Origin of the sequence: Hyphococcus sp. (assembly GCF_965228385.1) — a bacterium.
Lineage (GTDB): Bacteria > Pseudomonadota > Alphaproteobacteria > Caulobacterales > Parvularculaceae > Hyphococcus.
Genome location: NZ_OZ245810.1, coordinates 3000231 through 3025170 on the forward strand (window position 1 = coordinate 3000231; position 24940 = coordinate 3025170).

The window sequence follows — 24940 nt, forward strand, 5'->3', positions numbered from 1 at the left end:
CATTAGGGACAGGCGCTGTTCAGCCGTCATGCAGGAAGATCTCGCCACATTAATCCGCAATACCGCCGCACAGGTTCGGGCGCGCGATTTTATGTGGGCTGTGGGCATTAGCGCTGGCGTATGCGCGGCTTTGCTAATCGCCGGACTGGCTGATTGGCGAATAGTCCTGTTGACCTGGCTGGCCTTCTTGGCCGCCCTTGCCGTGCGGTACAGGTTTTCGTCGGGCCGCGTCTGGGCGGCCCCGGTACAGCGCATTATCGAAACCGAACTCAACGTACAGGAAGCAGAACTTGCGCGCCTGCGCATGGTGCATGGCGTGGCGCGGGTTTTGCCGGAACCTTTGTTTATTCTTGATGCGGATGGTATTGTTGAACACGCCAATCCGGCCGCCCTCGATATGGTTGGCCTCAGCGAAGCCACCGGCAAACATTTCGCCTCGGTCTTGCGGGCGCCCATCGTGTTCGACGCCGCTGAAAACGTGCTGGCCGGCAAAGAACCGGAATCCGTTGAATTCACAACGCCCGGCGCTGTTGAGCGAACCTGCCGCGCCTATATAGCGCCTATCGACCCTGGCGGCGGTAACGATCGCCTGCGCGCGCTTGTTTTTATCCGGGATCTCACGACGGAACGGCGGCTGGAGCAGATGCGGGCCGATTTTATCGCCAGCGCCAGTCACGAACTGCGAACGCCTTTAGCCTCCGTCCTCGGGTTTATCGAAACCTTGCGCGGCCACGCAAAAGACGACCCGGAGGCGCAGGAAAAATTTCTGACCGTCATGCAGTCTCAGGCTGAACGCATGCAGCGGCTCGTCGCCGACCTAATGTCGCTTTCCCGTATTGAACTAAACGAACATGTGCCGCCGCGCGAGCGCGTCGATCTCTCTGAACTGGCGCAGGATGTCATGGAGAGTCTTTCACCGCTGTTTGAAGCCGCCGGCGCTATCGTTGATTTTACAAAAGGTGATGATGCGGGTACGGAAATTCGCGCGGATCGAGATGAAGTCTTTCAGGCGATCCAGAATTTACTTGATAATGCTGTCAAATATGGCGGCGATCCGGCGATGGTCAAAGTTACCGTCGGCAGAGGCCCGGCGCCGACGCCATTCACAGACGGGGCGCCGGCGCATCGCGCCGGCGACAGCGCCGAACAGGTGGCGGCGCGGCTTGGCGTCAGCGTCGGCGAACTGGTTTACGTCCAGATCCGGGATTTCGGCCCCGGTATTGAAAGAGCCGATTTGCCCCGGCTGACGGAACGGTTTTACCGCGTCAACATCGAGCGCAGTCGGAAGAGCGGCGGCACGGGGCTGGGGCTGGCCATCGTCAAACATATTATGAACCGGCACAAAGGCGGTTTTCAGATCGAAAGCCGCCTTGCAGGCGGCACCGTCTTCGCCTGCCATTTTCAACATGCGCAGTAGATAGTACCCGCTCTTGGCTACATTCCTTTGATCTCTCGGGCTCATCACGGTTTTTCGGATTGTGGAAATTTACAGGCGCAAAAAATGCGCCTAGAGTGTGCGGCCGACAAGAATTTGTCATAAATAAAAGGCAAGTAGGCGCTTTTTCAACCAAGCGCTACTGAAGCAGAGCATACGAGAAAATGGCGACCCCGGCCCCGCAATCGACATTTCAATCCCGTCTCGCACTCGAGACCGTGTTGTCACGCATGGCTGCTCAGGTTGAAAACCAGCTATCCAAAGCCGTCAGCGCGTTTGAACGCCGCGATCTCCCCGCCGCAGAGGCGGTGATCGCGGGTGATGAACGCATTGATACGCTGGACGATGAAATCGAAGGCAAGGTTATGGAGCTGTTGCTCAAAGGACCGATGCCGGAACCCGCTTTGCGAGAAATCATGAGCATCGGCAAGCTCGCCGGCGAGCTCGAAAGGGTGGGCGATCTCGCCAAGAATGTGGCGAAACGAACGCTCGTAGTCAGTCTGGAAGCGCCGGCCAAGCCGACCTCCGGCGTGGCGCGCATGGGCCGGGCCAGCTTGCGGCAGTTCTCAGATATCCTGAACGCCTACGCCGCGCGCAACCTTGACGCAGCAAAGGCGGTCTGGGGCGGCGACGACGAACTGGACGAGCTTTACAATTCCGTTTTTGAAGAAATTCTCGTTTCCATGATGGGCGATCCGAAACGCATAAACGCCTGCACTCACCTTGTTTTCACGGCGAAAAATTTCGAGCGCGTCGGCGATCACGCCACGAATATCGCAGAAATCCTGCATTTTCTACTGACAGGCGAGCGTATTCATGAGCCGCGGCCGAAAGGCGACAAGACCTCGACAATCACCGTCTCTCCGCCTAAGCAGTCCGGTAGCGCAAGCGGTTAGGATCAGCAAAAATGCCGGCGACGAAAGTCCTTATCGTCGAAGACGAAGATGCGTTGACGACTATTCTCGAGTATAATCTGACCAAGGAAAAATTCGAGGTTTCCGTCGCCACGGACGGCGAAGAAGGGCTTTTGAAAGTCGAGGAATTCGGGCCGGACATCATCATTCTAGACTGGATGCTGCCGAAAGTATCCGGCATCGAAGTGTGCAGACGCATCCGCTCTAAACCCGAAACCCGGAATTTGCCGATCATCATGCTGACGGCGCGCTCGGAAGAAGCGGATCGCATACGCGGGCTGGAAACCGGGGCGGATGATTATCTCACCAAGCCGTTTTCGACGAATGAATTAATCGCCAGGGTGAAAGCGATCCTGCGCCGCATCAGGCCAGGGCTTGCCGACGACACGGTTGTATTTGGCGATATTTCCATTGACCGCGTTTCCCACCGCGTAACACGCGGCGGCAAGGACATTCATCTGGGACCAACGGAATTCAGGCTGCTTGATCATCTCATCCAGCATCCGGGCCGCGTTTTCTCGCGCGAACAGCTATTGAACGCCGTCTGGGGATCGGACGTGTTCGTAGAAGTGCGCACCGTTGATGTGCATATCGGGCGGCTGCGAAAAGCGCTCAATAAACACAAACAGGGCGACGCGATCAGGACAGTCCGGTCGGCCGGATACGCCCTCGACGTCGATTAAAAAAAGCCCGTATGAACGGGCTTTTTTTCAACGTTATCACCAGAGATTGATATCAGCCGGCGGCGCGGCGGCGTTCGATCTGTGCGGCCGGACGGCGCGGCTCGGGGCGCTCGCGACGTTGCGGCGGCTGAAACGCCATCCGCGCATGATGTGTACAATAGGATTTTCCCGTCAGCGCCGGCTGGCCGCAGAAATGGAAATCATCCTTCGCCGGGTCGCCGATCGGCCATTTGCACATATTATTTTTAATCGTGTTGACCGTGGTCTTGTCGCCCGAGTCCAATACCAAGGGCGCGATGGATTCTGCATCCGGGATGACGGAGCGCATTTCCATTCGGGGGGCTGGCTTTGCCGGCGCCTCTTCCTTGCTGCGAACAGGCGCTGGGCCGCAGCCGCGCTGTGGCTTGGCCGGCGTCGCGCGGCCGGAAAGACCAAGGCGATGCACCTTGCCGATCACCGCATTACGGGTGACCCCGCCCATTTTATTTGCGATCTGTGCAGCGGAAAGCCCTTCCGCCCACAAGGTTTTCAAAAGCTCCACTCGCTCATCGGTCCAAGCCATCTCGCCCGTCTCCTTGATTTATCCGGATCACGTTTGCCGCACTGATCGAATTCACAATATTTTGTGTTATAAATATGCGCCGCTACGCTAACGCCTAAATATAGTATCGCATAAGTTTATAAACACAACATGGCGCCATCATAAATTTTTGCCCACCATATATAGATAAATTTCCCCACTTGACGCCGTCAGCACCCTCGGCGCACATCCGTTGCGACGCAACAAAGCAGTTCATTCAATGACCGTTACGCAAACGCGCGATGCAGCGGCTATCGCGCCAGAGACCGATCAATACGGCGCAGGGTTTGGCGCCCGGCGTTTTGGCGCCGTCAACTGGCTTGGTCTGTGGACCCTTTATGTCAAGGAAGTCCGCCGTTTCCTGAAGGTGGTTTTTCAGACGGTTATCGCGCCGGTAATTTCCACACTGCTCTTTCTTATCGTGTTTACACAGGCCTTCGGAGGCGTCCGGCCCGATATTAACGGCGTACCTTTCGTTGAATTTTTAACGCCCGGCCTGATCATGATGGCGGTGCTGACGAATGCATTCACCAATTCATCTTCGTCGCTGATCATCTCCAAAGTCCAAGGCTCTATTGTAGACGTTTTAATGCCGCCCTTGTCCGCTGCAGAACTCGCCATCGCTTTCATCGCCGGCGCCGCAACGCGCGGCATCCTTGTCGGGCTTGTTACTGCGGTTACATGCGCCGCATTCATGATGGCGATTGGTGCGCCCATCGCAGTCGAATCCATTCTCGCTGTCGGTTATTTTTCGCTGATCGCCGCAGTGATTTTTGCGGCGATTGGCGTGATTGGCGGTATTTGGGCGGACAAGTTCGACCAGATGGCGGCGGTGACGAATTTTGTCATTACGCCCCTGACATTTCTTTCCGGCACGTTTTATTCTGTAGAGCGGCTGCCGGAACCTTTTCGATCTATCAGCCAATTCAATCCGGTATATTACATGATTGACGGTTTCCGCTTCGGTTTTACCGGCGTGGCGGAAGCGAATTTATTGATTGGCGTTGGCGTCACGCTTCTGCTCGCATTCGGGTTTTCAGCAATCGCCTATCTCCTGCTGCGCGCGGGTTATAAAATCAAAGAATAGCGTTTATTATGGCCCCTAGCGAACGATCCGCTGACGATCTCATTTTGCCGTTTCAAGTCGCCGACACCGCAGTTCGCGGCCGCATTGTCCGTCTCGGCGGCGCCATCGATGAAATTCTCAGCGCGCATCAATTTCCCGATCCCGTTTCCGAGCTGCTCGGGGAGGCGGTCGCCCTTGTGTCGATGATGGGCGCGTCGCTTAAATTCGACGGCAAGCTTATTTTTCAGGCGCAAGGCGACGGCCCGGCGCCGCTGCTGGTTACAGACTATTCCGCAAACGGAGCGCTGCGCGGTACGGCCAAGACAAGCGCCGAATTACCGGACGCAATATCAAATCCAGGTCTGCGCGAACTTCTGGGCGAAGGCACGATCGTGATGACCATTGACCAGGGCGCCGACATGGACCGGTACCAGGGCGTCACGCCGATTGAAGGCGATAGCCTGGCGCAGGCTGCGATCTCTTATTTCAACCAATCCGAACAAATTCCCACCATCATCAAGCTTGCGGTGGGCCGGGTTCAATCGCCTGGCGCTGAGCCCACATGGCGCGCCGGCGGTGTCATGGCGCAGTATGTGCCGGGTGAAGGCGGGACGAGAGAACGCGGCGAAGCGATCCTGCAAACTGATGAAGATCGCGAACATTGGGACCGCGCCGCCGCCTTTGTGGAAACCGTACAGGCGGATGAGCTTCTTGATCCGTTCATCAGCGCCGAGACGCTGTTATACCGGCTGTTTCACGAGGATGGAGTGCGTGTCTACGATCCGCAGCCGGTCCGGGCGGCGTGCAGTTGCAACGCCGATAAAATCGGGGCCGTACTCTCGCGATACGGCAAGGATGATCTCGAGGATATGGTTGAGGACGGCGCTATAATTGTAACGTGCGAGTTTTGCCGGAAATCATACCGGTTCACCCCTGACGGCGCACACCTGGAATGATCTGAAGATGAAAAAGAAATTCTACAAAAAAGAACTGAAAGACCTCGAACTTGAGTTAGCGAAATTGCAGGAAACCGTCTCCCGTAAAGGCCTCAAACTGGCGATCATTTTTGAGGGCCGGGACGCTGCGGGAAAAGGCGGCGCGATCAAGACAATTCTGCGGCGGATGAACGCGCGCATTTGGCGTATCGCCGCCCTGCCAAAGCCTACAGAGCGTGAACGCACGCAGTGGTATTTCGAGCGTTATGTAAAACATTTGCCGGCAGGCGGCGAAATCGTTCTGTTTGACAGATCCTGGTACAATCGCGCCGTCGTAGAACCCGTAATGGGCTTTTGCACACAGGACGAACACGAATTGTTCATGCGCGAGGTTCCCGCATTCGAAAAGATGCTGCAGGACAGCGGGCTGATATTACTGAAATTCTGGATTCACGTCTCGGCGGAAGAACAGGAAAAACGATTTCAGGACCGCGCAAACGATCCGCGCAAACGGTGGAAACTGTCTCCAATAGATTTGAAAGCGCGTGACTTGTGGATCGAGTTCACGCGGTATCGCGACAAGATGTTCGCCGACACCAGCACCGAGGCGTCGCCATGGCTCGTCGTCGACGGAGACGATAAAAAGAAAGCGCGGCTCAACATCATTCGCGCTATCTTGGACCGTGCGCCTTACGACTTTAATGAAGAGGCTTTCGAGCCGGTGAGTTTGCCCCCGCGCCCGAAAATTGAAGACAGCGGTTACGCCGAGCCGGCGCTTGATGCGCTGAATTGCGTGACCGACTACTACAAAAAGCACTGATTATCAGTCGTTTATGCGTGCCGGAACTATTTGGTTAACGCCGCTGTTGGCTTCCAATAATGAGAGGAGCCGACCATGAAGACGAAAGTTATGATTGCTGCGTTTGCATTGGCGACCGCAGGTTGCGCAACGGGTTATTACGGGCCGGTTTATGAACCGGCGAATTCGCAGTATGATGATGGATATTCGGAAGCGCGCCTGGACGACAACCGGTATCGGGTGCAATACCGCGTAGACAATGGCGATTTACAGCTTGCGCAGGACTGGGCTTTTCGCCGCGCCGCAGAACTGACCCTGAACCAGCGCTACGATTGGTTTCAGATCATCAACCGCAATCGTATGTTCCGCGATGACGCGTTCGACCGTTATGAATCATTCAGAACATATAATGATCGCTATAATGAGCGTCCGCGCTACTATGATTCACGTTATGACGATGATGCGGTCGCCGTGATTGAAATCGTCATGGGCAACAATCCTCCGCCAAGAAGCGCAAGCGTCTATGACGCCAGGAACGCCCTCGATTATACGCGCCGTTCAAGCCGTTATTGAGAAAGGCATCGCCATAAATTTGAAAAATATCGCCTGCGACGTGATGCGCGGGCGATATTTTTTTTGATCATTTAAAGCTTTTCATGCCGAATCTCGGGAACGGCGTGACGCTCCCACATTTTCACATCCCGCAACCACCGCGCATACCCATACATCAGCGCCAGCGCAAAGCCGTAAACGCCACCGCGAAAATACTGATGGGCGAGATAGCGTTTGGTAAAATAAAAAGGCAAACCGCATGTTATGCGCAACGCCAGATAGGATTTTGATTTTAAAGGGACAGGAATTGACGAGTTTCGGTTCAACTTGTCCATCAAATGCGCGGCGTCCTGATATGCATAATGCAACAGCCTTGCGCGCATGACGCCAATTTCAACGCCCTCAGGCAATCGGAACTGATCCCAGCCATCATGATCGGGCTGGCGCACGACCCGTCTGTCATAGACTTTGTGGCGGGTCTGATTGCCAAAATTCATCCACGGTTCGCCCACAGGCGGCGCCAGCGCCAGCATTGTCCGGTAAATTTTGCACGGCGGTTCGCCATATCTGAACAATCCCGCGAGTTCATCGGCGAATGCCTGCGTGACGACTTCATCGGCGTCGAGATCAAGGATCCAGTCATGAGCGCAGGCGTCCTCGGCAAATCGTTTCTGCCGCCCCCACCCTAGCCACGCCTGTTCGATGACTTCCGCGCCGGCGTCCCGCGCCAGCGATATCGTGCGGTCTGTCGACCCGGAATCAACAACGATCACTTCGCGCGCGACAAGCAGCGCCGCCTGAACGACTTCCGCAATCAACCGTTCTTCGTTTTTTGTGCGAATAATCGCTGAAACAGGCGGCTTGTCAGTCATAAGTTCCGGCGGCGCCCCGGATTAGTAGACCGTGCGCGCCGCCGCCTTGTTTCACTCATATCCTGCCGTTCGATCACCCTTCGGATTTTGAGGCGACCCAGGCGTCAACATTCTCTTCCAGAATGGCAAGCGGCACGGCGCCGTCTTTCAAAACGACGTCATGAAATTCGCGAATGTCGAACGCATCTCCCAGTGTGTTGCTGGCGCGGTCGCGTAATTCGAGAATCTTCAGCATACCGATTTTATACGCCGTGGCCTGGCCCGGCATCACGACATACCGCTCAATCGCCTTAATGGCGTCTCCTTCCGGATTAGGCGTGTTCGTCATGAGGTAATCGATTGCTTCCTGCCGTGTCCATTGCTTTTCATGAATGCCGGTATCGACAACGAGACGGGCGGCGCGCCAGAGCTCCATGGCGAGGCGGCCGAAGTCGGAATAGGGGTCCTCATAAAGCCCCATCTCTTTTGGGATGTATTCCGAATAAAGTCCCCACCCTTCAGTGTAAGCTGTAAATCCGCCAAACCGCCGGAAACTGGGCACATCCTCAAGCTCTTGCATGATGGCAAGTTGCATGTGATGGCCCGGAATGCCTTCATGATAGGCAAGCGCCTCCATCTGATATTTCGGCACATCTTTGGTGTTATACAAATTGACGTAGAATATTCCCGGCCTTGAACCGTCCGGCGCAGGGCGCTGATAAAACCCTTTCCCGGCGGACTGCTCGCGATAAGGTTCGACGCGCCGCACCACAAGATCGGCTTTCGGGAAGGTGTAGAACAGCTCATCGAGCCTGTCGCGCATGTTGTCGATATACGCGCGCGCTTGTGCAAGATACGCATCCCGCCCTTCATCGGTGTTGGGGTAGGTGAATTTTCCTTCCGGGTCCTCACGCAGATGCGCGAAAAAAGCCTGAAGATCACCCTCAAAGCCGACGCTGTCTTTTATGGCGTTCATCTCTGCGTGAATGCGTTCAACTTCTGACAGCCCGAGATTATGGATTTCTTCGGCGCTCATCTGGGTTGTCGTCATCGCCTCAAGCTGGAGCCCGTAATAATTGGCGCCGTCGGGCAGTTTCCATGCGCCGTCGTCATTTGACGCATCGGCCATTTGCGCTTCAAACATGGAAATCAAGGACTCATACGCCGGTTTGACGGATGTGTTCAGCGCTTCAATAGCCCGCGTTCTTAGCGTCTCTTTGTCGTCATCGCTGATCTCGAGATCAGAAATTTTCCGGTCGAAATCCGCCAGCATGGAAGACGACTCGCCCGTATCGTCGAAAGGCGCGCCGGAAATGATGTTTCTGGAGGTTGCAATCATCTGCTCATACGACCATTTCGGCGGATATATACCCCGCGCAAACTGGTCTTCGGCGTTTTGCTGGTGCTGGCCAAGATAGGTTTCAACGCCTTCCAGCCGCGAAATATAAGCCTCTGCATCCCCAACGCTGTCGATGCGATGCTGATTGGCCAGGAAGGTCGGCACGCCCGTATGCGGTCCGCGAAAATGGCTGAAAGCATACCAGTGATTGCGATATGGAAACCGGCGCTCAGCCAGATCGGCGTCATATTCTGCAAGCCGGTAGGAAAGCTGCGCTGACGGGTCGAGGTTTTCTATATCGAACCGGTTTTTCATTTCAGCGATTGCCGCCATCTGCAGCCTGTGCGATTCCTGCTCGAATTCGTCTGTCGCAGTGTCCCATGCGCCGTAATTCGTTTTTCGGCCGAGAAATGTCTGAAACATGGGAGAACGCGCGACCTGCCGGTCGAATTCCTGCTCAAACCATTCGTTAATTTCGGCGGTCTGGTTTTGCTCCGCCGTTTGTGTGGTCGCCTGTTCAGGGCGATCCTGCGGCGTTCGCTCCGTCGCGCCCTGCTCAGAACATGCGCCCAGCAAAACAAAGGCGCTCGCCGCGCAAAGCCAATGCGTTTTGGAAAAGTCACTCATCAATGAACTCCCGAATTTCTTCTGTGAATTGGGCGCAAAGCTAGGGACTTCTCCCTACGGCGGCAAGGGCGGTTTCAGTCAAACGCAAAGCTGAACGGCGCCGCCATACGGCGATATTCGTCAATGATCAGGCGCCGTTCCAGGGGCGGGTGCGCGCGCGCCGCGCAGGCGGGCCGCGAACACAAGCGGCAAGTGACGCCAATTTCACCGCGCGGCGCTGTCTCGATATCTACATTTTTTGTGTAAATCAGCTTTCCTGCATGTTTTATGTCACAACCCAGCGCAACTGCGCGATCCGCATTCGGCGCGCCAAACCCGCCCGCGCCGCCATGCACGGTGCGCGCAATAGAAAAATAGGCGTCGCCCTCCGGGAGCTGCACCATTTGTGTAAGGATTTTTCTTGGTTGGCGGAATGTTTCATGAATATTCCAGACCGGACACGCGCCGCCATATTGCGCGAACGGAAAAACATCTCCGGAAAATCGCTTGGAAACATTTCCTGCCGCGTCAAACCTTAAAAAGAAAAACGGCACCCCCTCCGCCCCCGGACGTTGCAGCGTGGTGAGGCGGTGACAGATTTGCTCAAAGCTTGCGCCAAAACGCCGGCCCAACGCTTCTATGTCATAGAATAGCGTATTGGCCGCATCCAGAAATCTGCGATAGGGCAGCATAATCGCGGCGGCGTAATAATTTGCAAGCGCTGCGCGGGCGAGTTTGCGCCCTGCATCATTTTCAAAGGAACCTTTTTCAACTGCACTATCAAGCAGCTTACCGCCCTCGATCAGCGCAAGCTGCAACGAGAGTTGAAATGTACGGCTGGCCTGATCGAGCGCTTCGGAGATCATCACCTGTTTTCGATGACGATCGTGCCGCCTGTACGCGTCAAGCATGACGTCATTAGGCAGCACACGCACTGTTAGACCATGCCGGTTTTGCAGCCGCGCCGACAGCGCTTCAAACAGGGCCGTTTTTTGCGAAGCCAGCGCGGAAGCCGTTTCTTCTCCCGCCCGGTCGAGATCGTCAAAATAATTCCGGGCGCCGGCAATGAATTGCCGCGCGTCCTCCACCGGGTCCTTGACGTGTCCGCCATCGGCGCGCGCCTCCATCACCGCGCGCTGGCCCGCCCTGTAGCTTTGGTAGAGCGTGGCCAGCGCCTCCCCTAAGGCCGGATTTGCTGCAAGCAGCTCTTGAATGTCTTCACGCCGGATTGATAATTCTGAAAAAATCGGGTCGGCGAGCGCCGCTTCCAGCCGCTCAAATGTCTTGTCTTCGGCGCTGGCAAAAGCGGCGATATCCAGGTCGTAGTTTTCCGCAAGCTTGATTAAAAGGTCCGCAGACAGTGGACGATGATTGCGCTCAATCAGCGCAATATAAGAGGGGGATACGCCAAGCTCCTCGGCCATGGACGCCTGGGTGAGCCCAAGCCCCCGCCGCAATTTTCGCAAGCGGGGACCCATATATGCGCTGCGTTCTTTGTCCATGGCGGGCCTCGTCGGTTACGATAAGTAATGTACTTTACATCTTTACAGAATAATAGTGTAAAGTTTTACAGCCTCACCTTTTACCCACTCCCCCCGCTGCTGTGCATATGCGACCAAATCCCAAGCCGCTGTTTTGGGGGGCAGCCTTCTGTTGACGATCCGATGGAGGGAACAATGAATAAAAGGGAAAAAATCGGGAGCAGGATAGACCGGATAATTAGGTTTTTTGCAGATCTCAGCACGATCGCGTCGTTGTTTATAACCACCAACTTTATTTCAGCGCTCGGCGGATTGGCGCTCGTCGGTCTTGGGGCTGATGCGTTTCAGGCAAGATTTGCGTCTACGGAACCAGTATTGGCGATTTTTGCGAGCCCTGTATCCGAAATCATTGGCTGGATTATGTTTGCAACTGGGCTTTCAGTATTATCTGTATTTACTTTTTATAAGTTCTGGGACAGGCGGCGCTATGATCTGCACCCTGAAGGCGCGGCGAGCTTTTCCATACCAAGACGTCTGGCGCGCAAAGCCGACCGGAAAAATATTACGGTAACGAGAGATGACATCGATCCTGAAAAATGCGTGCTGAAGTCAGCGAACAGCGCTTTTGGCGATGCATTCAATATGGAAGTCCGACGTTTTTTGAATCGCTCAATGCGCGTCTCCAGAGACGCCCTGATCAATTCGGTCGTGTTTGCATCACCAAAAGGCAAAAGCCGCGAGGAAATTTTAAAATTCGATTGCAAACTCAGCGACTGCATGGCGCGCGTATTAAATAAACGCAAAGAAGCAAATATATGGATAGACGTCAGGCCGGCAAAAAGGGACGAAGAGGATGTTCCTGCAGTCAGGTACAGAATGACTTACAAATATCGGCCGCACTGGTTACTGGGCGACAGGATATACGTTTTCATTACCAAGATCGGGCGGCGCAAAGGCCAAATTCCCATGATTTAGAAGAAAAAACAGACCGCAGGCATAACGCTTGCACTGATTAACACAAACAGCGGCGATTGCCGCAAAAGAGAAGGACGATGAGTAAGATGCCATTTGAAGATCCCGCCCGCACGCCGGCAGTCAATTTTTCCGGCATTGATCAGGAAGCCGTGGCGCGCATGCGCGCGCAGAACCGATTCAAGACCGGTCTCGATATCGCGAAATATTGTGCGAAAATTATGCGTGAGGACATGGCGGCTTATGACGCCGACTCTGCAAATTACACACAGTCGCTGGGCTGCTGGCACGGATTTGTCGGCCAGCAGAAAATGATCTCCATCAAAAAGCATTTCGGCGACACCAAAGGACGCTATCTCTACCTGTCAGGCTGGATGGTCGCAGCGCTGCGCTCGGAATTCGGACCGCTGCCGGATCAGTCCATGCATGAAAAAACATCCGTCCCTGCACTGATCGAAGAATTGTATACGTTTCTGAAGCAGGCGGACGCGCGTGAACTCGGTCTGCTTTTCCGCGATCTCGACGCAGCGCGCAGCGCAGGCGACAAATCCAGAGAAAAGGAGATTCAAAACAAAATCGATAATCACCAGACGCATGTTGTGCCGATTATCGCCGACATTGACGCAGGGTTCGGCAACGGTGAAGCGACCTATCTGCTCGCAAAAAAAATGATCGAGGCCGGCGCCTGCGCGTTGCAAATCGAAAATCAGGTCTCGGATGAAAAGCAATGCGGTCATCAGGACGGTAAAGTTACTGTGCCTCATGAAGACTTCCTCGCCAAAATTCGCGCCTGCCGTTACGCCTTTCTGGAGCTGGGCGTAGAAGACGGCGTCATTGTTTCGCGCACGGACTCTCTTGGCGCCGGCCTCACCAAACAAATCGCATATAGCGAAACGCCGGGCGATCTAGGCGATCAGTACAATGCGTTTCTCGATTGCGATGAAGTGACCCCGGAAGAGACGCAAAATGGCGATGTCCTCATCAATCGCGGCGGCAAGCTGATGCGCCCGAAACGCCTTCGCTCTAATCTCTACCAGTTCCGCAAAGGCAGCGGAGAAGACCGTTGCGTGCTTGACTGCATCACGTCATTGCAGCATGGGGCCGATCTGTTGTGGATCGAAACCGAAAAGCCGCATGTGGAGCAGATCGCAGGGATGGTCGACCGTATCCGGGAAGCCGTTCCTAACGCCAAGCTTGTTTACAACAATTCGCCGTCTTTCAACTGGACGCTGAATTTCCGCCAACAAGTGTTCGACGCCTGGGAACAGGACGGCAAGGATGTCTCAGCCTATAAGCGCGATCAATTGATGAGCGTCGAATATGACGAGACAGATCTCGCCGTTGAAGCGGACAAGAAGATCCAGTCTTTCCAGCGCGACGCCGCCAAACGCGCCGGCATCTTCCATCACCTCATCACACTGCCGACCTATCACACTGCGGCGCTTTCCACCGACAATCTCGCCAAACGGTATTTCGGCGACGAAGCGATGCTGGGCTATGTGAAAACCGTGCAGCGCGAGGAAATCCGCCAGGGCGTCGCCTGCGTCAAACACCAGAACATGGCGGGCTCAGATATCGGCGACGATCACAAGGAATATTTCGCCGGCGACGCGGCGTTGAAAGCCGGCGGCAAGGACAACACAATGAATCAGTTCGGGTAACCATTCAGGGCGGTCTTATCGTCAAGGCGATGAACGGGTCCACCAACCGGCCGCCCGAACCAAAGGCGCTTTTTTCAGGGAGGAAGCGTCGTAAAGGAAACGCCGCCGCGGAGAATTCTCGCGGCGGCGTTTTCTATTTTTCTTCAGTTTAGCGCTGGCGGCGGCGGCCTTCTGAGCGGCGCCCCCGTTCCTGACTTTGCGCGCGTTCGTCGCGGTCCTGCGCCAGCGGTACAAATTCGTCCATTGAGATTTGTTGAAACCGCGCCGCATCACCGCGCGCCGCGTCCATCATCTCTGCAGACAGGACAGCGCGCAAATGGCCGGCGACAATCGGCCCGACCGGTTTTAGACCATAGGTTTCACGCGCGCCATTTTGGTCATAAACAATTGACCAGACCATCGCACGCGCAGGATCGGCGCTGATATGCGACACCGCCGAGCCCGGCTCCCCGCTCAGGATTTCCGCCAGCTTCAACTGCGCGCGCGGATTACCCGCCCATGCGGCGCGCTTGAGCCAGAACAACCCTTCATCGCGGAAAAGCGCAGTTTCTGTGACACTGCCGCCTTCGATTTCCAAAAGGCAGGCGCCGAGTTCGTATTGCGCGATTTCATAGCCCTCGCCATAACTTGAAACGATGCGATAGGTCGGCGCCGCCTTTGCGCAGCCCTGCTTGGCTTGAATGTCGCGCGCCTTGGCCAGAAGCGCCGATGGTTGATTGACCCCGACAGGGCCGCGCCGCTCACCCGGCCCGCCGCGGCCGGAGGATGCGCAAGCTACAATCGCGGCGGCGAGAAAAAATATAGTGGCGTAACGGAAAATCGGCATTGAACCCTCGTTTTGAGAAACTGAACGCGGATCGCGCGCAGACTGAACGAACCGCCTGAAGATTTCCGTCGAAATTTTAAACTTTAAAATTTGCGACGGAAACATACTGCGTAGCCCGTTTTAATACCGGGTTCAGCGCAACGCATCAAACGCGCCCTCGAATGACGCCGCGCACAGGCTGAACCCGGCAGACCCTCCCCGCGCGCCTCCGGCCAGGCTGCCGCCCCGCAGTCTGAAGCCGGGGGCGCGCGCCCTCATTGCCCCGACGTTTCCATTGTCAGAACGGCGGCGTATGCTTCTACGCCGTAAAAAAGATTGCCGAGGCGAATATTTTCATCTGCAGCGTGCTGATTATTATCGTAATTGGCGATTGGCAGGATGACGATTGGCGCATCGGAGTTTTCTTCAAACATATAAAGCGGCAGCGAGCCGCCGAGACTGGGTGTTAAAATCAGATCGGATGCCGCGATGCGCAAAGCTTCTATAAGCGGGGTCACGCGGGCATCGCCCATATCGCTCCTCACAGCCGGATACCCCCCATTGCGCGTAACCCGCGCTATAAGCGGATATTGCGCACGCGTCGCCGCATCCGGCGCTTCACGGACGATATGATATCCCTGCCGCGTTATATGCGCCTCTACCAGATCCTGCATATTCTGAGGATCGTTTCCTTTCACCAGGCGCAAACCAATGGACGCGCTGGCGCTCGGCGGAATGACATTGCGCGAGGCAGCGCCGACTTCGGCGCTCTTCAATCCTTTCAGATTGAGCGCAGGCAACAGGAGACGCTCTCCAAGCGGCGCATTGTCCGCCTCGGTTTGGGCAAGGCCGAATGTAGCGCGTAACGTATCGTCCACATCAGGCGCCGCGGCGATGGCGTCCCGCTCAGCTTTCGTTACCGGCGCTGCGGATTTGTAAAAATCCTTGATCAGCACTTTGCCGTCTTCATCTTTCATGCTGGCGAGCAATTGCGCCAGACGCCAGCCCGGTCCCGGCGCCCAGTTGCCGTAGTGACCGCTATGCAGCCCGCGATTTGGTCCGTAGACGGTTAATTCAAGCCCGGTGACTCCGCGCACGCCAAAAACAAGCTGCGGCTGTCCGCTTTGATGCGTTGGGCCGTCGCAGAACAGCCACAGATCAATATCCGAGAACTTATCCGCATAGTTTTCCAGAAAATCATCAAGATGCCCCGAACCTGCTTCTTCCTCGCCGTCAAAGACGAGCTTGATATTTGAGGAAAACCCTATTCCCGCTTCATCGAGCGCATCTATGGCCGCGAGCAACGCCGGTATCGGCGCTTTGTCGTCGCTTGCGGACCGCGCATAAATCCGCCAGTTCTCGTCAATCGGCGCACCGTCGTCAGGAAAGGCGATTGCCTCTCCGCCGTCAGTCATCGCCGCGGAATACAACACCGGTTCAAAAGGCGGATGAGTCCAGTTCGCCGCTTCCACCGGCTGGCCGTCATAGTGAACATAGATAGCAATTGTGCGCGTTGCGCCGGGCGTTGAACGCAACCCGTAAATCAAAGGCGGCGACCCCTCGACTTCCAATAGCTCCATTTCAAAGCCGCGCTCCTGAAAGAGACTTGAAACATATTCCGCATTACGCCGAATATTGGGCGTGTCATTCGCATCGTTGGGAAGCGCAAGCAATTCTGCGAAACCGCGCAGGATTTCAGCGCCATTCGCATCGCGCCATTCGCGCGCCGCCGCCACAGCTTCGCCGGTTTGTGATTGCGCCATGACTGGCGAAATAAACGCACACAGCGACGCCGCTGCAAGCCCGAGAATTTTCTTATTCAATGCCGCCTCCCAGAAACAAAAAAGCCCGGACGATCAAAACACGTCCGGGCGAAATCACAAAGTCCCTGCAGGTTAAAGCTGGGCCTGCTTTTCCATATAAGCGTCAAGATCTTCCCTGACCGACGCCACTGCGGCCTTGTCTTCCGGCGTCGCGTTCTTGATGGTTTCCACCATGGCGAGCGCCTGCGCCATCTGTGCTTGCATATCGGGCGGCATCATATCCAGCATGGATTTGTCCATCGACGCCATCTGCGCCATGGCTTGCGGATTTTCCTCTTCCATCTTGACGGCGAGATAGGCGACCATGATGCGATCGCCGACGCCGGCCCATTCATCGGCGGAAAAGCCGTGTGGTTTAACCGCTTTTTCAAGCCGGGCGTGATCGCCCGGATGATTTTCCTTTAATGACGCCACGGCGCCGGAGTAAGGCTTGAACGCCTCGCCCGCGACCGGGGTCGTTGCGAGCCTGAATTCTTCCATTTTCCCCTCGGTCTCAAATTCCTTGCCGAGTTCCTCTACCGCTTCCAGCGTTTCAACAAAGCGTTTGGCCTGGTCTTCCGTGAGCGGTTTATCCGCCGCGAGCGCGCCTGAAGCCAAAAACAACAGGGCGCTGACGCCGGCGATACATGATTTCAACATAAACAAAATTCTCCCTCTGAATGCGCTTGCGCTGCGAATCACGCTGCAACGCAAGCAGAAACTGCGGCGGGGTTGTAGCACAACTTGGTCATTGCGCCATGTGATCAATCGGCAAGATTGGGCTTGGCTCGTTTCGCCTTGATCTCACTGCGTTTTCGCTTTTGTTCAACACGTTTGCGCTTCTGGCTCTGGGAGACCCGGGTTTTTTTGCGCGGTTTTGGGGGCGTTGCCGCGCGCTCAATCAGCGCGGCGAGACGCGCGCGGGCGTCGTCCCGGTTTTGCTCCTGTCGGCGAAACCGTTTCGCCTCGATGATAATCTCGCCATCCGCCGTCATGCGCCGCCCGGCGATTTTACTGAGGCGCGCCTTAACCGGGCCGGGAAGCGAGGGCGAGTTTTTCGCGTTGAATCTCAGTTGCACCGCGCTCGCAACCTTGTTGAGGTTCTGCCCGCCCGGGCCCGAGGCGCGGATGAAGCTTTCCACAAGCTCCCAGTCCTGGATTTCGATATCGCCGATTGAAATCGCCATAAGGCTCAATACACTTCGCCGCGCGATAACGGAAATTTATTTCGAGGAGTGACGCCATGACCGAAATTTCACCGGAGCTTCAGGAAAAACTCGACGCCGCGACCTTCCGGCGGCTGGTATCGCATCTTCAGAACCGGCCGGATGTGCAGAATATCGATTTGATGATCCTCGCCGATTTCTGCCGCAACTGCCTCGGCGACTGGCGGCGCGAGGCGGCGGAAGCCGAAGGCGTGACGCTGACGAAAGACGAAGCCCGCGAGCGCGTCTACGGCATGCCCTACGCGGAGTGGAAAGAGAAATATCAAAAGCCCGCGACGCCGGAACAAATGGCGGCGTTTGAGAAGAGGCGGAAATAAATCAAACAGCAACCTTTCCGTCGGTTCCTTGCCGCGTAAGCAGGAATCCGTGCTCTTGTGTTTTGGTTCCCAGCATTCACGGGGATATAAACGGGCGTTTAAATGCTACAACTAGCCTTACCGCAACGTTATGCGCTCCCGCCGCGCTTCACTCGCCTTTTTCTTCACGCTCTCGGATTTCAATTGTCCGCAGGCGGCGAAAATGTCCCGGCCGCGCGGGGTTCTGATGGGCGAGGCGTAACCGGCGCGCGACAGAATCTCGGCGAAAGACTCGATCCGTTCCCAGCTTGAGCACTCATAAGGCGCGCCGGGCCACGGGTTAAACGGGATCAAGTTGATCTTCGCCGGGAGACCTTTAAGCAGTTTCACCAGCGCCCGCGCCTCCGCATCGCTATCATTGACGCCTTTCAGCATCACATATTCAAAGGTGATGCGCCGCGCATTGGCCGCGCCCGGATAATTGCGGCAGGCGTCCATCAGTTCGGCGATATTGTATTTGCGGTTGATGGGCACCAGTTCATCACGCAACGCATCGTTGGTGGCGTGAAGCGATATCGCCAGCATGGCGGATGTTTCCTCGCCCAGCCGGCGCATTTCCGGCACAACGCCAGACGTCGATACGGTGATGCGCCGTCGCGACAGGGAGATCCCTTCATTGTCAGAGATGACGTCGATCGCCTCTGAAACATTGTCGAGATTATAGAGCGGCTCGCCCATGCCCATAAAAACGATGTTGGAGAGCTTGCGTTCATCACCGCCGGAAGGCCACTCCTCCAGATCGTCTTTCACGGCCATCACCTGATTGACGATCTCGGCGGCTGTCAGATTACGGACGAGCTTTTGCGTACCTGTATGACAGAACGTGCAGGCGAGCGTGCAGCCCACCTGTGAAGAAACGCACAAGGCGCCGGCGCGGCCCACATCGGGAATGTAAACGCACTCGACCTCGATGCCCGGCCCCAGACGGATCAGATATTTGCGCGTGCCATCTACGGATACGAGCCGTTCAGCGACGTCCGGCCGCGCCACGACAAATCGCTCGGCGAGCGCGCCGCGCATGTCCTTGCCGATGTCGGTCATGGCGGAAAAATCCGTCTGCCCGTAATGATAGATCCACCGCCAGAGCTGCGTTGCGCGCATGCGCGCCTTTTTCTCATCCAGTCCGAAAGTCTCGCCCATGAGTGCAGCGAGTTCTGCGCGCGTCATGCCGGCGAGATTGCAGAGCGCCGCGTCGGCGGGCCGGAGAGAAAGGTCTAGAGAGGTCATAATGGCCCGGATATAGGGGCTCGCCGCCGCCGCGTCCATCCATGGGCATATCCCCCCGCCGCTCCATCGTTTCAACAAGACGGGGACGAAATCGATATTCTTAAAAAAAGCCGCCAATTACGGTTGGCCGGTTGCAACCTACGGTATCGACTACGACAGAACCACGATTACTGCAGACGAAGACAGCCGCGGCGCATGCGCACTACGGAGATACGCGATCAACCGCAGACTTTGGTTTTTTTGTCAGCGACTGGACGGCGAAAGCCGCCTGGCGCAAAAAACTTCACTTACGCCATGCGCAAAGTGACTAAACGTCTGTGTTCATGCCTTGGCGAGGCGCGCGCGTTCGATGCTGGCTTCCGGCCAGTATTCCTTGCGGCTGTAATATTCTTTAACAGCCGGTATATTGTGAGAAAGTTCAAACCATGACTGCTTTGACGCCGTATAGATATGAATGTCCGGCGGAACGCGGGCCGGCTCGTCTAACGTTCCCACGCGAACGAAACTGAACTTATCGCCTGCGCCGCCATAATAGCTCCACAACGCCACATAACATTCCGGACAACGATGCACTTTCTGCCCTCGCCCGCTTTCCGAGGATAACTCGATTTCTCTGGTTTGACCCGCGAGCATTTCAATACATGACGTTTCCAAAATCGCATTCAGCGCAAAGGCGGCGCCGCTTTCACGCTGGCACCAGCTGCAATGACAACAATGAACGAATAACGGTTTTGCTGTGAGCCGATAACGAACGCCGCCGCAGGCGCAGCCTCCATCTGCAGTAAATCCATCCCCTAAAGACAATTCTCCCTCCAGGTTATGACTTTCAGGCATAATAATAGCGCCAACCCTTCTGCGGGCAAAGACGCGGGGCGGGGATTTGCGATTGCAAATGGTTACGCACCGTGTTCTTGACTTCCCGCCAAGACGGAGTTGTCCAGCGTGGACGCACAACGCCCTGCAAATGAACAACAATCCCGCGCGGCGGCGACCAGCCCCCGCCAGCGCCGTTTTGCGATTGCCTTGTTGCTTGCCGGCGCCGTCTGCGCAGGCATGGGGCAAACTATAGTATTTTCGGTTTTGCCGCCGCTTGCGCGCGAGTTGGGGCTGTCGAATTTTCAGGTCGGCGCCATTTTCATGGTCTCTGCATGCCTGTGGGTGTTTCTGGGTCCGTTCTGGGGCCGGCGCAGCGATGTAAAGGGGCGCAAGCCTTTTGTTATTTTGGGGCTGAGCGGATTTGCAGTCTCCATGGCGCTTTTCGCGACGTCCATACAACTCGGGATCGCCGGCGTTGTCGCCGGCTGGCAACTTTATTTTTTGATGGTGCTGACAAGGGCGCTATTCGGCGTCATTGGCTCTGCCGGGCCGCCTGCTGCGCAGGCCTATATCGCCGATCGCACCAACAGGATGGACCGAACCGCCGGCATCGCCGGATTTACGGCGGCGTTTGGATTCGGCGCCATGCTCGGGCCCAGTTTCGGCGCGGTTACAATTTTGATCGGGCCGACGGCGCCGTTTTTCGCCGCGGCGATGCTGGCGGCCGTGATGTGTATTGCCGTCTTGATTTTTCTGCCCGAGCGGACCGGCCCGACAGAACGCAAGAAAGGCAAAAGCGTCAGACTGACTGATTCCCGGCTTACGCCATTTTTTATTTTTGCGATCACTTTCAGCATCATGAACGCCATACCGATACAGACGATTGCGTTTTATTTCATCGACCGGCTGGGATTTTCAACAAGCGCGGCGCCAGCCTATGTCAGCATAGGCCTGACGGCGGGCGCCATGGCGTCGCTTTTTTCACAACTTGTAATCGTACAACGTTTTCGTTTTCCGCCCGCGCGCTTGATGCGCACAGCCCCGATGCTGATGATCGCCGGCCATACGCTAATCTGGCTAAGTAGTGATTTATGGCCAGTGGTTATTGGTATGCTGATTTCCGGTCTTGGCGCTGGCATGGCGATTCCGGCCGCCACGTCCGCGACATCTCTGGCGGTCGCGCCGGAAGAGCAGGGCGCCGCCATTGGACTTGCGAATTCAGCCGGCGCCGCGGGTTTCATTGTCTCGCCCTTGATCGGCTTCTGGCTTTACGGGCTTGCGCCGCAGGCCCCGTATTATTTCACGACGGCGCTCGCGATCATGCTGCTGGCGTTCGCCTGGAAAAGCCGGGCTGTCGGCGAGGCGCTACCCGGGGACGATTTCACGCCGGAGCCCGGCGTTGATTCCGCCGCGGCGCCGTATCAATAGCAATTTTCGTTTATGCAAGGGCGCGTCAGCCGTCCTATTCATCAAAAGAAAGAATATCGCCCGGCTGACAATCCAGCTCTTTGCAGATCGCTTCCAGCGTGGAGAACCTGATGGCTTTCGCTTTTCCGGTTTTGAGAATGGATAAATTGGCGATCGTCACCCCGACGCGTTCCGACAGCTCCGTCAGCGACATGCCGCGGTCCAGCATCACACGATCAAGTTTGACGGAAATACCCATTAAACGGTTAAATCCTGTTCTTCTTTCATCCGCGCGCCTTCGCGAAACGCCGATGACAAAGTGATAAACGTCATGGCGGCGAGCATAGCGAGATAAAAACCAGCTCGAGACCAGTCAAAAGCTACTGCGACACCGTTTTTCTCGGCGATCAGTCCTGCAAGGTGCATTAATCCAAGCATTCCGGCGGCTATCGCCGCGCGACGAAAGCGTCGTGGATTCTCTATGTTGAACGGTTTGGTGACAGCGGCGTCCAGGGCGACCCGCAAAATGTTCTCTGCAATGATTATATAGGCTGTGATCGATATCAATTGCCCCGCCAGCATCCATAAGCTGATCGGTAAATCCACAAAAACTGACGCCATGCTGAAAATAACGTTGGCGCCGTCGCCCCCCGCAAGAAGCGCCAGCGACGCTGCAACTGCTGACAATACAATTAGCGCCAACTGAAGATAAAACGCCATCGTCAAGCCTGCGAGAAGGCCTGGCGCAACCATGTGCGGGCGCGTGTCGAACCAGAACAGAAAAGAGCGCCAGTCCGGAAACGCCTCATGTTTAAACAGATTGAATATGGTTGAAATCTTCATAGCTAAACGGTCAAATCCTGTTCTTCTTTCATCCGCGCGCCTTCGCGAAACACTTCCGACAGAACAAGCACCGCAATGATCGCAAGCCAGCTGATAAATGAGAAATCGATGTCGATCTCAGCGTCGAAAAGGATCGACAAAAAGCCGAATGCGAACTTGGCGCCTTCGCCGATTAACAGCGCATAACCGACCGTACGGAAACGGTCGGCGTTTTCCTTGACAAATGGCGAGCCAAAACGGAGCGTTTTGAGGATTTCGAGCAAGCGATTGACGACAAAAAGCATGACAATCGTGTTTACAAAAGCATGCGTGACCTCGAAAAAATCGCCGGACTCAATGTCGCCGTCGATATTGATATGATCTGATCCCGTGAAAATTCCGGCGATAAAAGGAACAAACGGCATCAGGATGATAGCGAACGTGATGCCGCCGAGCGCAATCCATAAAACAACGCGTGTGACGTGAAGGCCCACCGCCAGGATGGACGCCAGCGACCCCTTGCCTATCGCTCGCATGCCGAATTCTCCGTATTTTCTTCATAGCGCGCCCAATTGCGCGACCACAGCTTTGCCGGATTCGATGTTTTTAGAAAAAAGCAGCCATGCAAAGCTGCTTGTGGCAGTTTTTCGCCGCAGCAACATCTTTACCGGGCGCCGCTTCAGCCAGCACAACCAGGCCGGCGGCCGCCGTGACGGCGAAAACCGCCGCCACAGCCATGCGCATAAGCTTTTCCATTATGCTACCCCTGCAAAGGAACCGATCGCGGAAAAATAGCCCGCGCCGATCAGTACAACCGTTACAAAAACGGCCAAACCATTGACAATTCCGCCAAAATTCCCGACATTCTTTTCTGAGTTTGTGTAACGCATGGGTTTCTCCTTTTCTTTCCTGTGTTTCGCGACTCGTTAGATCTTTCTTGAGCGGCGTGGTTTTCCATGCCGCTCTTTTTTGGTCTTTCGTGCCGTGGTCCGGCCTTCTTTTCTTTCTCCCTTTGGCTGATAGTGTCGCCTGCCGGGCTTTTGTCTTGCGGCGGCTGTTCCGCCGTCTTGTTGATTATCGATATACACTTATCGAAAAACAATACAAGAGGTTTTTGTCGAAAAACGATAATTTTTTTTCGAAAAAGGATAAATACATGGGCGAAAATGTGCGGAAATTAAGTCCAGGGCGGCTTGTTATCGCCTCGCACAATGATGGAAAAGTACGTGAAATCAATGATTTACTCTCTCCTCTCGGTATCGATGCGGTCTCCGCAAAATCGCTGGCCTTGAACGACCCTGAAGAGACCGGCGTTACCTATGCCGAGAACGCGCTCTTGAAGGCGCGCGCCGCTGCTGGCGCGGCAAGCCTGCCCGCCCTTGCCGATGACTCCGGGCTATCCGTGACGGCGCTCGGGGGCGCGCCCGGCGTCTATTCGGCGCGATGGGCCGGTGAGCCCCGAAATTTCGATACGGCTATGAAAAAGGTCGAGGCGGCGCTGGATGAAAGCGGCACGGAGGATTTTTCCGCCCGCTTTGTCTGCGCCCTTGCGCTGGTCTGGCCGGATGGCGAACACGCTGTTTTTGAAGGCGAGGTGAAGGGCTCAATTGTCTTTCCACCACGCGGCGAAAAAGGATTTGGCTATGATCCCATCTTTGTCGCCGACGGCTATCAGATTACATTCGGCGAAATGGATCCGGCGGAGAAGCACGCCATATCCCATCGCGCCGATGCGTTCCGTAAGCTGATGAAAGCCTGTGCTCCATGAATAATTTTTCGGCGCTGTTTCTTCTGGCGACCCTGACAGGCGCATGCAGCTTGATCACGCCCACGGGCAAACTCGATATGGAGCCTGCGGCGGAAAAACCGGCGATGGAACTGGAGCAAATCGCTGACGGCGTCTGGATACACAAAAGTTATGAAACCATTGCGCCATGGGGCCCGGTTTTATCACAAGGGATGGTGATTGATACCGGCGAAGGCATAGTGCTGGTCGATACCGCATGGACCAATGAAGGCACTGGCGCATTGCTGAGCGCCATCGAGAAGTTGACCGGCGAGCAACCGGAAATTGCTGTTGTTACACACGCCCACCAGGATAAAATGGGCGGCGTCGGCGCATTGCATGAAAGCCGCATCGGCGTCAGGGCGCACCCGTTGACGAACGCCGACGCGCCTGCGCGCGGCCTGAAGCCGACGCATTATACAATTCTGGACGGGGAAGACCGGCAGAGCCTTTTCGGAATCACCGACAACGGCGTGCATGCCGACGGACCAATTACGGTTTTCTATCCTGGCGCAGGGCACACGCGTGATAATATTGTCGTTTATTATGCGCCGGCCAAAATTCTGTTCGGCGGCTGCCTGATCCGGCCGGGTGGATCGAACAATCTTGGCAACACGGCGGACGCGGATATCGCCCATTGGGCGCAGGCCGTCCGCAATGTTGCTGAAGCTTTTCCGGACGCTGAAGTTGTCATCCCGAGCCATGGCGCGGCGGGCGGCCGCGAATTGCTCATGCATACAATAGCGCTGGCGGAAGCGGCTGGCGCGAATGCGCCTTGATTTATATCGATATTATCTTAAGTTATCAAAAATAGATAAC

28 protein-coding genes are annotated in these 24940 nt (G+C 55.8%); 13 read left to right on the forward strand and 15 right to left on the reverse strand.

Features of this window, described 5'->3' with window-relative positions:
- Window positions 1-28: 28 nt before the first annotated feature.
- From ACQK2Q_RS13890 to phoB, 3 genes are all read left to right on the forward strand, one after another.
- Window positions 29-1417 carry an ATP-binding protein gene (locus ACQK2Q_RS13890; protein ID WP_425410340.1) on the forward strand — a complete coding sequence of 463 codons (1389 nt, stop codon included), beginning with the start codon at window positions 29-31 and terminating at the stop codon, window positions 1415-1417.
- 182 nt (window positions 1418-1599) lie between these two features.
- On the forward strand, window positions 1600-2331 hold the full coding sequence (gene phoU, locus ACQK2Q_RS13895) for a phosphate signaling complex protein PhoU (protein WP_425410341.1): 732 nt from the start codon (window positions 1600-1602) through the stop codon (window positions 2329-2331).
- An 11-nt stretch (window positions 2332-2342) separates the two neighbouring features.
- Entirely contained in the window at window positions 2343-3032 is a 690-nt protein-coding gene (gene phoB / locus ACQK2Q_RS13900; RefSeq protein ID WP_425410342.1) for a phosphate regulon transcriptional regulator PhoB, read from the forward strand.
- A gap of 52 nt (window positions 3033-3084) precedes the next feature.
- On the opposite strand, the gene ACQK2Q_RS13905 is transcribed toward phoB, so the two are convergent.
- A complete protein-coding gene (locus ACQK2Q_RS13905) occupies window positions 3085-3594 on the reverse strand; it encodes a GcrA family cell cycle regulator (protein WP_425410343.1) in 510 nt (169 codons plus the stop codon).
- 238 nt (window positions 3595-3832) lie between these two features.
- Here ACQK2Q_RS13905 and ACQK2Q_RS13910 point away from each other — a divergent pair, with 238 nt between their 5' ends.
- The 4 genes from ACQK2Q_RS13910 (at window position 3833) to ACQK2Q_RS13925 (ending at window position 6985) form a co-directional block, all read left to right on the forward strand.
- On the forward strand, window positions 3833-4699 hold the full coding sequence (locus ACQK2Q_RS13910; protein WP_425410344.1) for an ABC transporter permease: 867 nt from the start codon (window positions 3833-3835) through the stop codon (window positions 4697-4699).
- Window positions 4700-4707: 8 nt separating this feature from the next.
- Window positions 4708-5634, forward strand: coding sequence for an Hsp33 family molecular chaperone (locus ACQK2Q_RS13915; protein ID WP_425410345.1), 927 nt, complete (start codon window positions 4708-4710; stop codon window positions 5632-5634).
- A 7-nt stretch (window positions 5635-5641) separates the two neighbouring features.
- On the forward strand, window positions 5642-6433 hold the full coding sequence (ppk2, locus tag ACQK2Q_RS13920; RefSeq protein WP_425410346.1) for a polyphosphate kinase 2: 792 nt from the start codon (window positions 5642-5644) through the stop codon (window positions 6431-6433).
- Between the two features lie 75 nt (window positions 6434-6508).
- Entirely contained in the window at window positions 6509-6985 is a 477-nt protein-coding gene (locus ACQK2Q_RS13925; RefSeq protein ID WP_425410347.1) for a CC0125/CC1285 family lipoprotein, read from the forward strand.
- A gap of 71 nt (window positions 6986-7056) precedes the next feature.
- Here the strand turns inward: ACQK2Q_RS13925 and ACQK2Q_RS13930 are convergent, their stop codons facing one another.
- The 3 genes from ACQK2Q_RS13930 to ACQK2Q_RS13940 all read right to left on the reverse strand — a co-directional run bounded on the left by ACQK2Q_RS13930 (window position 7057) and on the right by ACQK2Q_RS13940 (window position 11262).
- A complete protein-coding gene (locus ACQK2Q_RS13930; protein ID WP_425410348.1) occupies window positions 7057-7836 on the reverse strand; it encodes a glycosyltransferase family 2 protein in 780 nt (259 codons plus the stop codon).
- 73 nt (window positions 7837-7909) lie between these two features.
- The gene (locus ACQK2Q_RS13935) at window positions 7910-9781 is read right to left on the reverse strand and encodes a DUF885 domain-containing protein (protein ID WP_425410349.1); all 1872 of its coding nucleotides are present in this window, start codon (window positions 9779-9781) and stop codon (window positions 7910-7912) included.
- A gap of 74 nt (window positions 9782-9855) precedes the next feature.
- Window positions 9856-11262, reverse strand: a complete 1407-nt coding sequence (locus ACQK2Q_RS13940) for a helix-turn-helix domain-containing protein (RefSeq protein ID WP_425410350.1) — start codon at window positions 11260-11262, stop codon at window positions 9856-9858.
- 27 nt (window positions 11263-11289) lie between these two features.
- On the opposite strand from ACQK2Q_RS13940, the gene ACQK2Q_RS13945 reads away from it, so the two are divergent.
- Together ACQK2Q_RS13945 and ACQK2Q_RS13950 are read left to right on the forward strand one after the other, a co-directional pair.
- The gene (locus tag ACQK2Q_RS13945; RefSeq protein ID WP_425410351.1) at window positions 11290-12216 is read left to right on the forward strand and encodes a hypothetical protein; all 927 of its coding nucleotides are present in this window, start codon (window positions 11290-11292) and stop codon (window positions 12214-12216) included.
- Window positions 12217-12302: 86 nt separating this feature from the next.
- Window positions 12303-13874: an isocitrate lyase gene (locus ACQK2Q_RS13950; RefSeq protein ID WP_425411167.1), complete on the forward strand. Its 1572-nt coding sequence runs from the start codon at window positions 12303-12305 to the stop codon at window positions 13872-13874.
- A gap of 148 nt (window positions 13875-14022) precedes the next feature.
- On the opposite strand, the gene ACQK2Q_RS13955 is transcribed toward ACQK2Q_RS13950, so the two are convergent.
- The 4 genes from ACQK2Q_RS13955 to arfB all read right to left on the reverse strand — a co-directional run bounded on the left by ACQK2Q_RS13955 (window position 14023) and on the right by arfB (window position 17668).
- Window positions 14023-14700, reverse strand: a complete 678-nt coding sequence (locus ACQK2Q_RS13955) for a hypothetical protein (RefSeq protein ID WP_425410352.1) — start codon at window positions 14698-14700, stop codon at window positions 14023-14025.
- A 254-nt stretch (window positions 14701-14954) separates the two neighbouring features.
- On the reverse strand, window positions 14955-16502 hold the full coding sequence (locus ACQK2Q_RS13960; protein WP_425410353.1) for a M20/M25/M40 family metallo-hydrolase: 1548 nt from the start codon (window positions 16500-16502) through the stop codon (window positions 14955-14957).
- A gap of 72 nt (window positions 16503-16574) precedes the next feature.
- Window positions 16575-17141: a hypothetical protein gene (locus tag ACQK2Q_RS13965; RefSeq protein ID WP_425410354.1), complete on the reverse strand. Its 567-nt coding sequence runs from the start codon at window positions 17139-17141 to the stop codon at window positions 16575-16577.
- Between the two features lie 104 nt (window positions 17142-17245).
- A complete protein-coding gene (gene arfB, locus ACQK2Q_RS13970; RefSeq protein ID WP_425410355.1) occupies window positions 17246-17668 on the reverse strand; it encodes an alternative ribosome rescue aminoacyl-tRNA hydrolase ArfB in 423 nt (140 codons plus the stop codon).
- 56 nt (window positions 17669-17724) lie between these two features.
- Here arfB and ACQK2Q_RS13975 point away from each other — a divergent pair, with 56 nt between their 5' ends.
- On the forward strand, window positions 17725-18024 hold the full coding sequence (locus ACQK2Q_RS13975; protein ID WP_425410356.1) for a DUF1244 domain-containing protein: 300 nt from the start codon (window positions 17725-17727) through the stop codon (window positions 18022-18024).
- Between the two features lie 117 nt (window positions 18025-18141).
- Here the strand turns inward: ACQK2Q_RS13975 and rlmN are convergent, their stop codons facing one another.
- Window positions 18142-19290: a 23S rRNA (adenine(2503)-C(2))-methyltransferase RlmN gene (gene rlmN / locus ACQK2Q_RS13980; RefSeq protein ID WP_425411168.1), complete on the reverse strand. Its 1149-nt coding sequence runs from the start codon at window positions 19288-19290 to the stop codon at window positions 18142-18144.
- Window positions 19291-19611: 321 nt separating this feature from the next.
- Complete coding sequence (locus ACQK2Q_RS13985) at window positions 19612-20124, reverse strand: GFA family protein (RefSeq protein WP_425410357.1); 513 nt, start codon at window positions 20122-20124, stop codon at window positions 19612-19614.
- A 108-nt stretch (window positions 20125-20232) separates the two neighbouring features.
- On the opposite strand from ACQK2Q_RS13985, the gene ACQK2Q_RS13990 reads away from it, so the two are divergent.
- The gene (locus ACQK2Q_RS13990) at window positions 20233-21534 is read left to right on the forward strand and encodes an MFS transporter (RefSeq protein WP_425410358.1); all 1302 of its coding nucleotides are present in this window, start codon (window positions 20233-20235) and stop codon (window positions 21532-21534) included.
- Between the two features lie 34 nt (window positions 21535-21568).
- Here ACQK2Q_RS13990 and ACQK2Q_RS13995 read toward each other — a convergent pair whose 3' ends face one another.
- The 5 genes from ACQK2Q_RS13995 to ACQK2Q_RS14015 form a co-directional block, all read right to left on the reverse strand.
- Window positions 21569-21772: a helix-turn-helix domain-containing protein gene (locus tag ACQK2Q_RS13995; protein WP_425410359.1), complete on the reverse strand. Its 204-nt coding sequence runs from the start codon at window positions 21770-21772 to the stop codon at window positions 21569-21571.
- Window positions 21772-22356: a hypothetical protein gene (locus ACQK2Q_RS14000; protein WP_425410360.1), complete on the reverse strand. Its 585-nt coding sequence runs from the start codon at window positions 22354-22356 to the stop codon at window positions 21772-21774. The genes ACQK2Q_RS13995 and ACQK2Q_RS14000 overlap by 1 nt, the downstream gene beginning before the upstream one ends.
- A gap of 2 nt (window positions 22357-22358) precedes the next feature.
- The gene (locus tag ACQK2Q_RS14005; RefSeq protein WP_425410361.1) at window positions 22359-22871 is read right to left on the reverse strand and encodes a DUF2975 domain-containing protein; all 513 of its coding nucleotides are present in this window, start codon (window positions 22869-22871) and stop codon (window positions 22359-22361) included.
- A gap of 70 nt (window positions 22872-22941) precedes the next feature.
- Entirely contained in the window at window positions 22942-23091 is a 150-nt protein-coding gene (locus ACQK2Q_RS14010) for a hypothetical protein (protein ID WP_425410362.1), read from the reverse strand.
- Window positions 23091-23225 carry a hypothetical protein gene (locus tag ACQK2Q_RS14015; RefSeq protein ID WP_425410363.1) on the reverse strand — a complete coding sequence of 45 codons (135 nt, stop codon included), beginning with the start codon at window positions 23223-23225 and terminating at the stop codon, window positions 23091-23093. Before ACQK2Q_RS14015 ends, ACQK2Q_RS14010 begins: the two co-directional genes overlap by 1 nt.
- A 266-nt stretch (window positions 23226-23491) precedes the next feature.
- Between ACQK2Q_RS14015 and rdgB the strand changes: the two genes are divergently transcribed.
- Both rdgB and bla read left to right on the forward strand, forming a co-directional pair.
- Entirely contained in the window at window positions 23492-24103 is a 612-nt protein-coding gene (gene rdgB, locus ACQK2Q_RS14020) for an RdgB/HAM1 family non-canonical purine NTP pyrophosphatase (RefSeq protein WP_425410364.1), read from the forward strand.
- Entirely contained in the window at window positions 24100-24900 is an 801-nt protein-coding gene (bla, locus tag ACQK2Q_RS14025) for a subclass B1 metallo-beta-lactamase (protein ID WP_425410365.1), read from the forward strand. Before rdgB ends, bla begins: the two co-directional genes overlap by 4 nt.
- Window positions 24901-24940 lie beyond the last annotated feature (40 nt).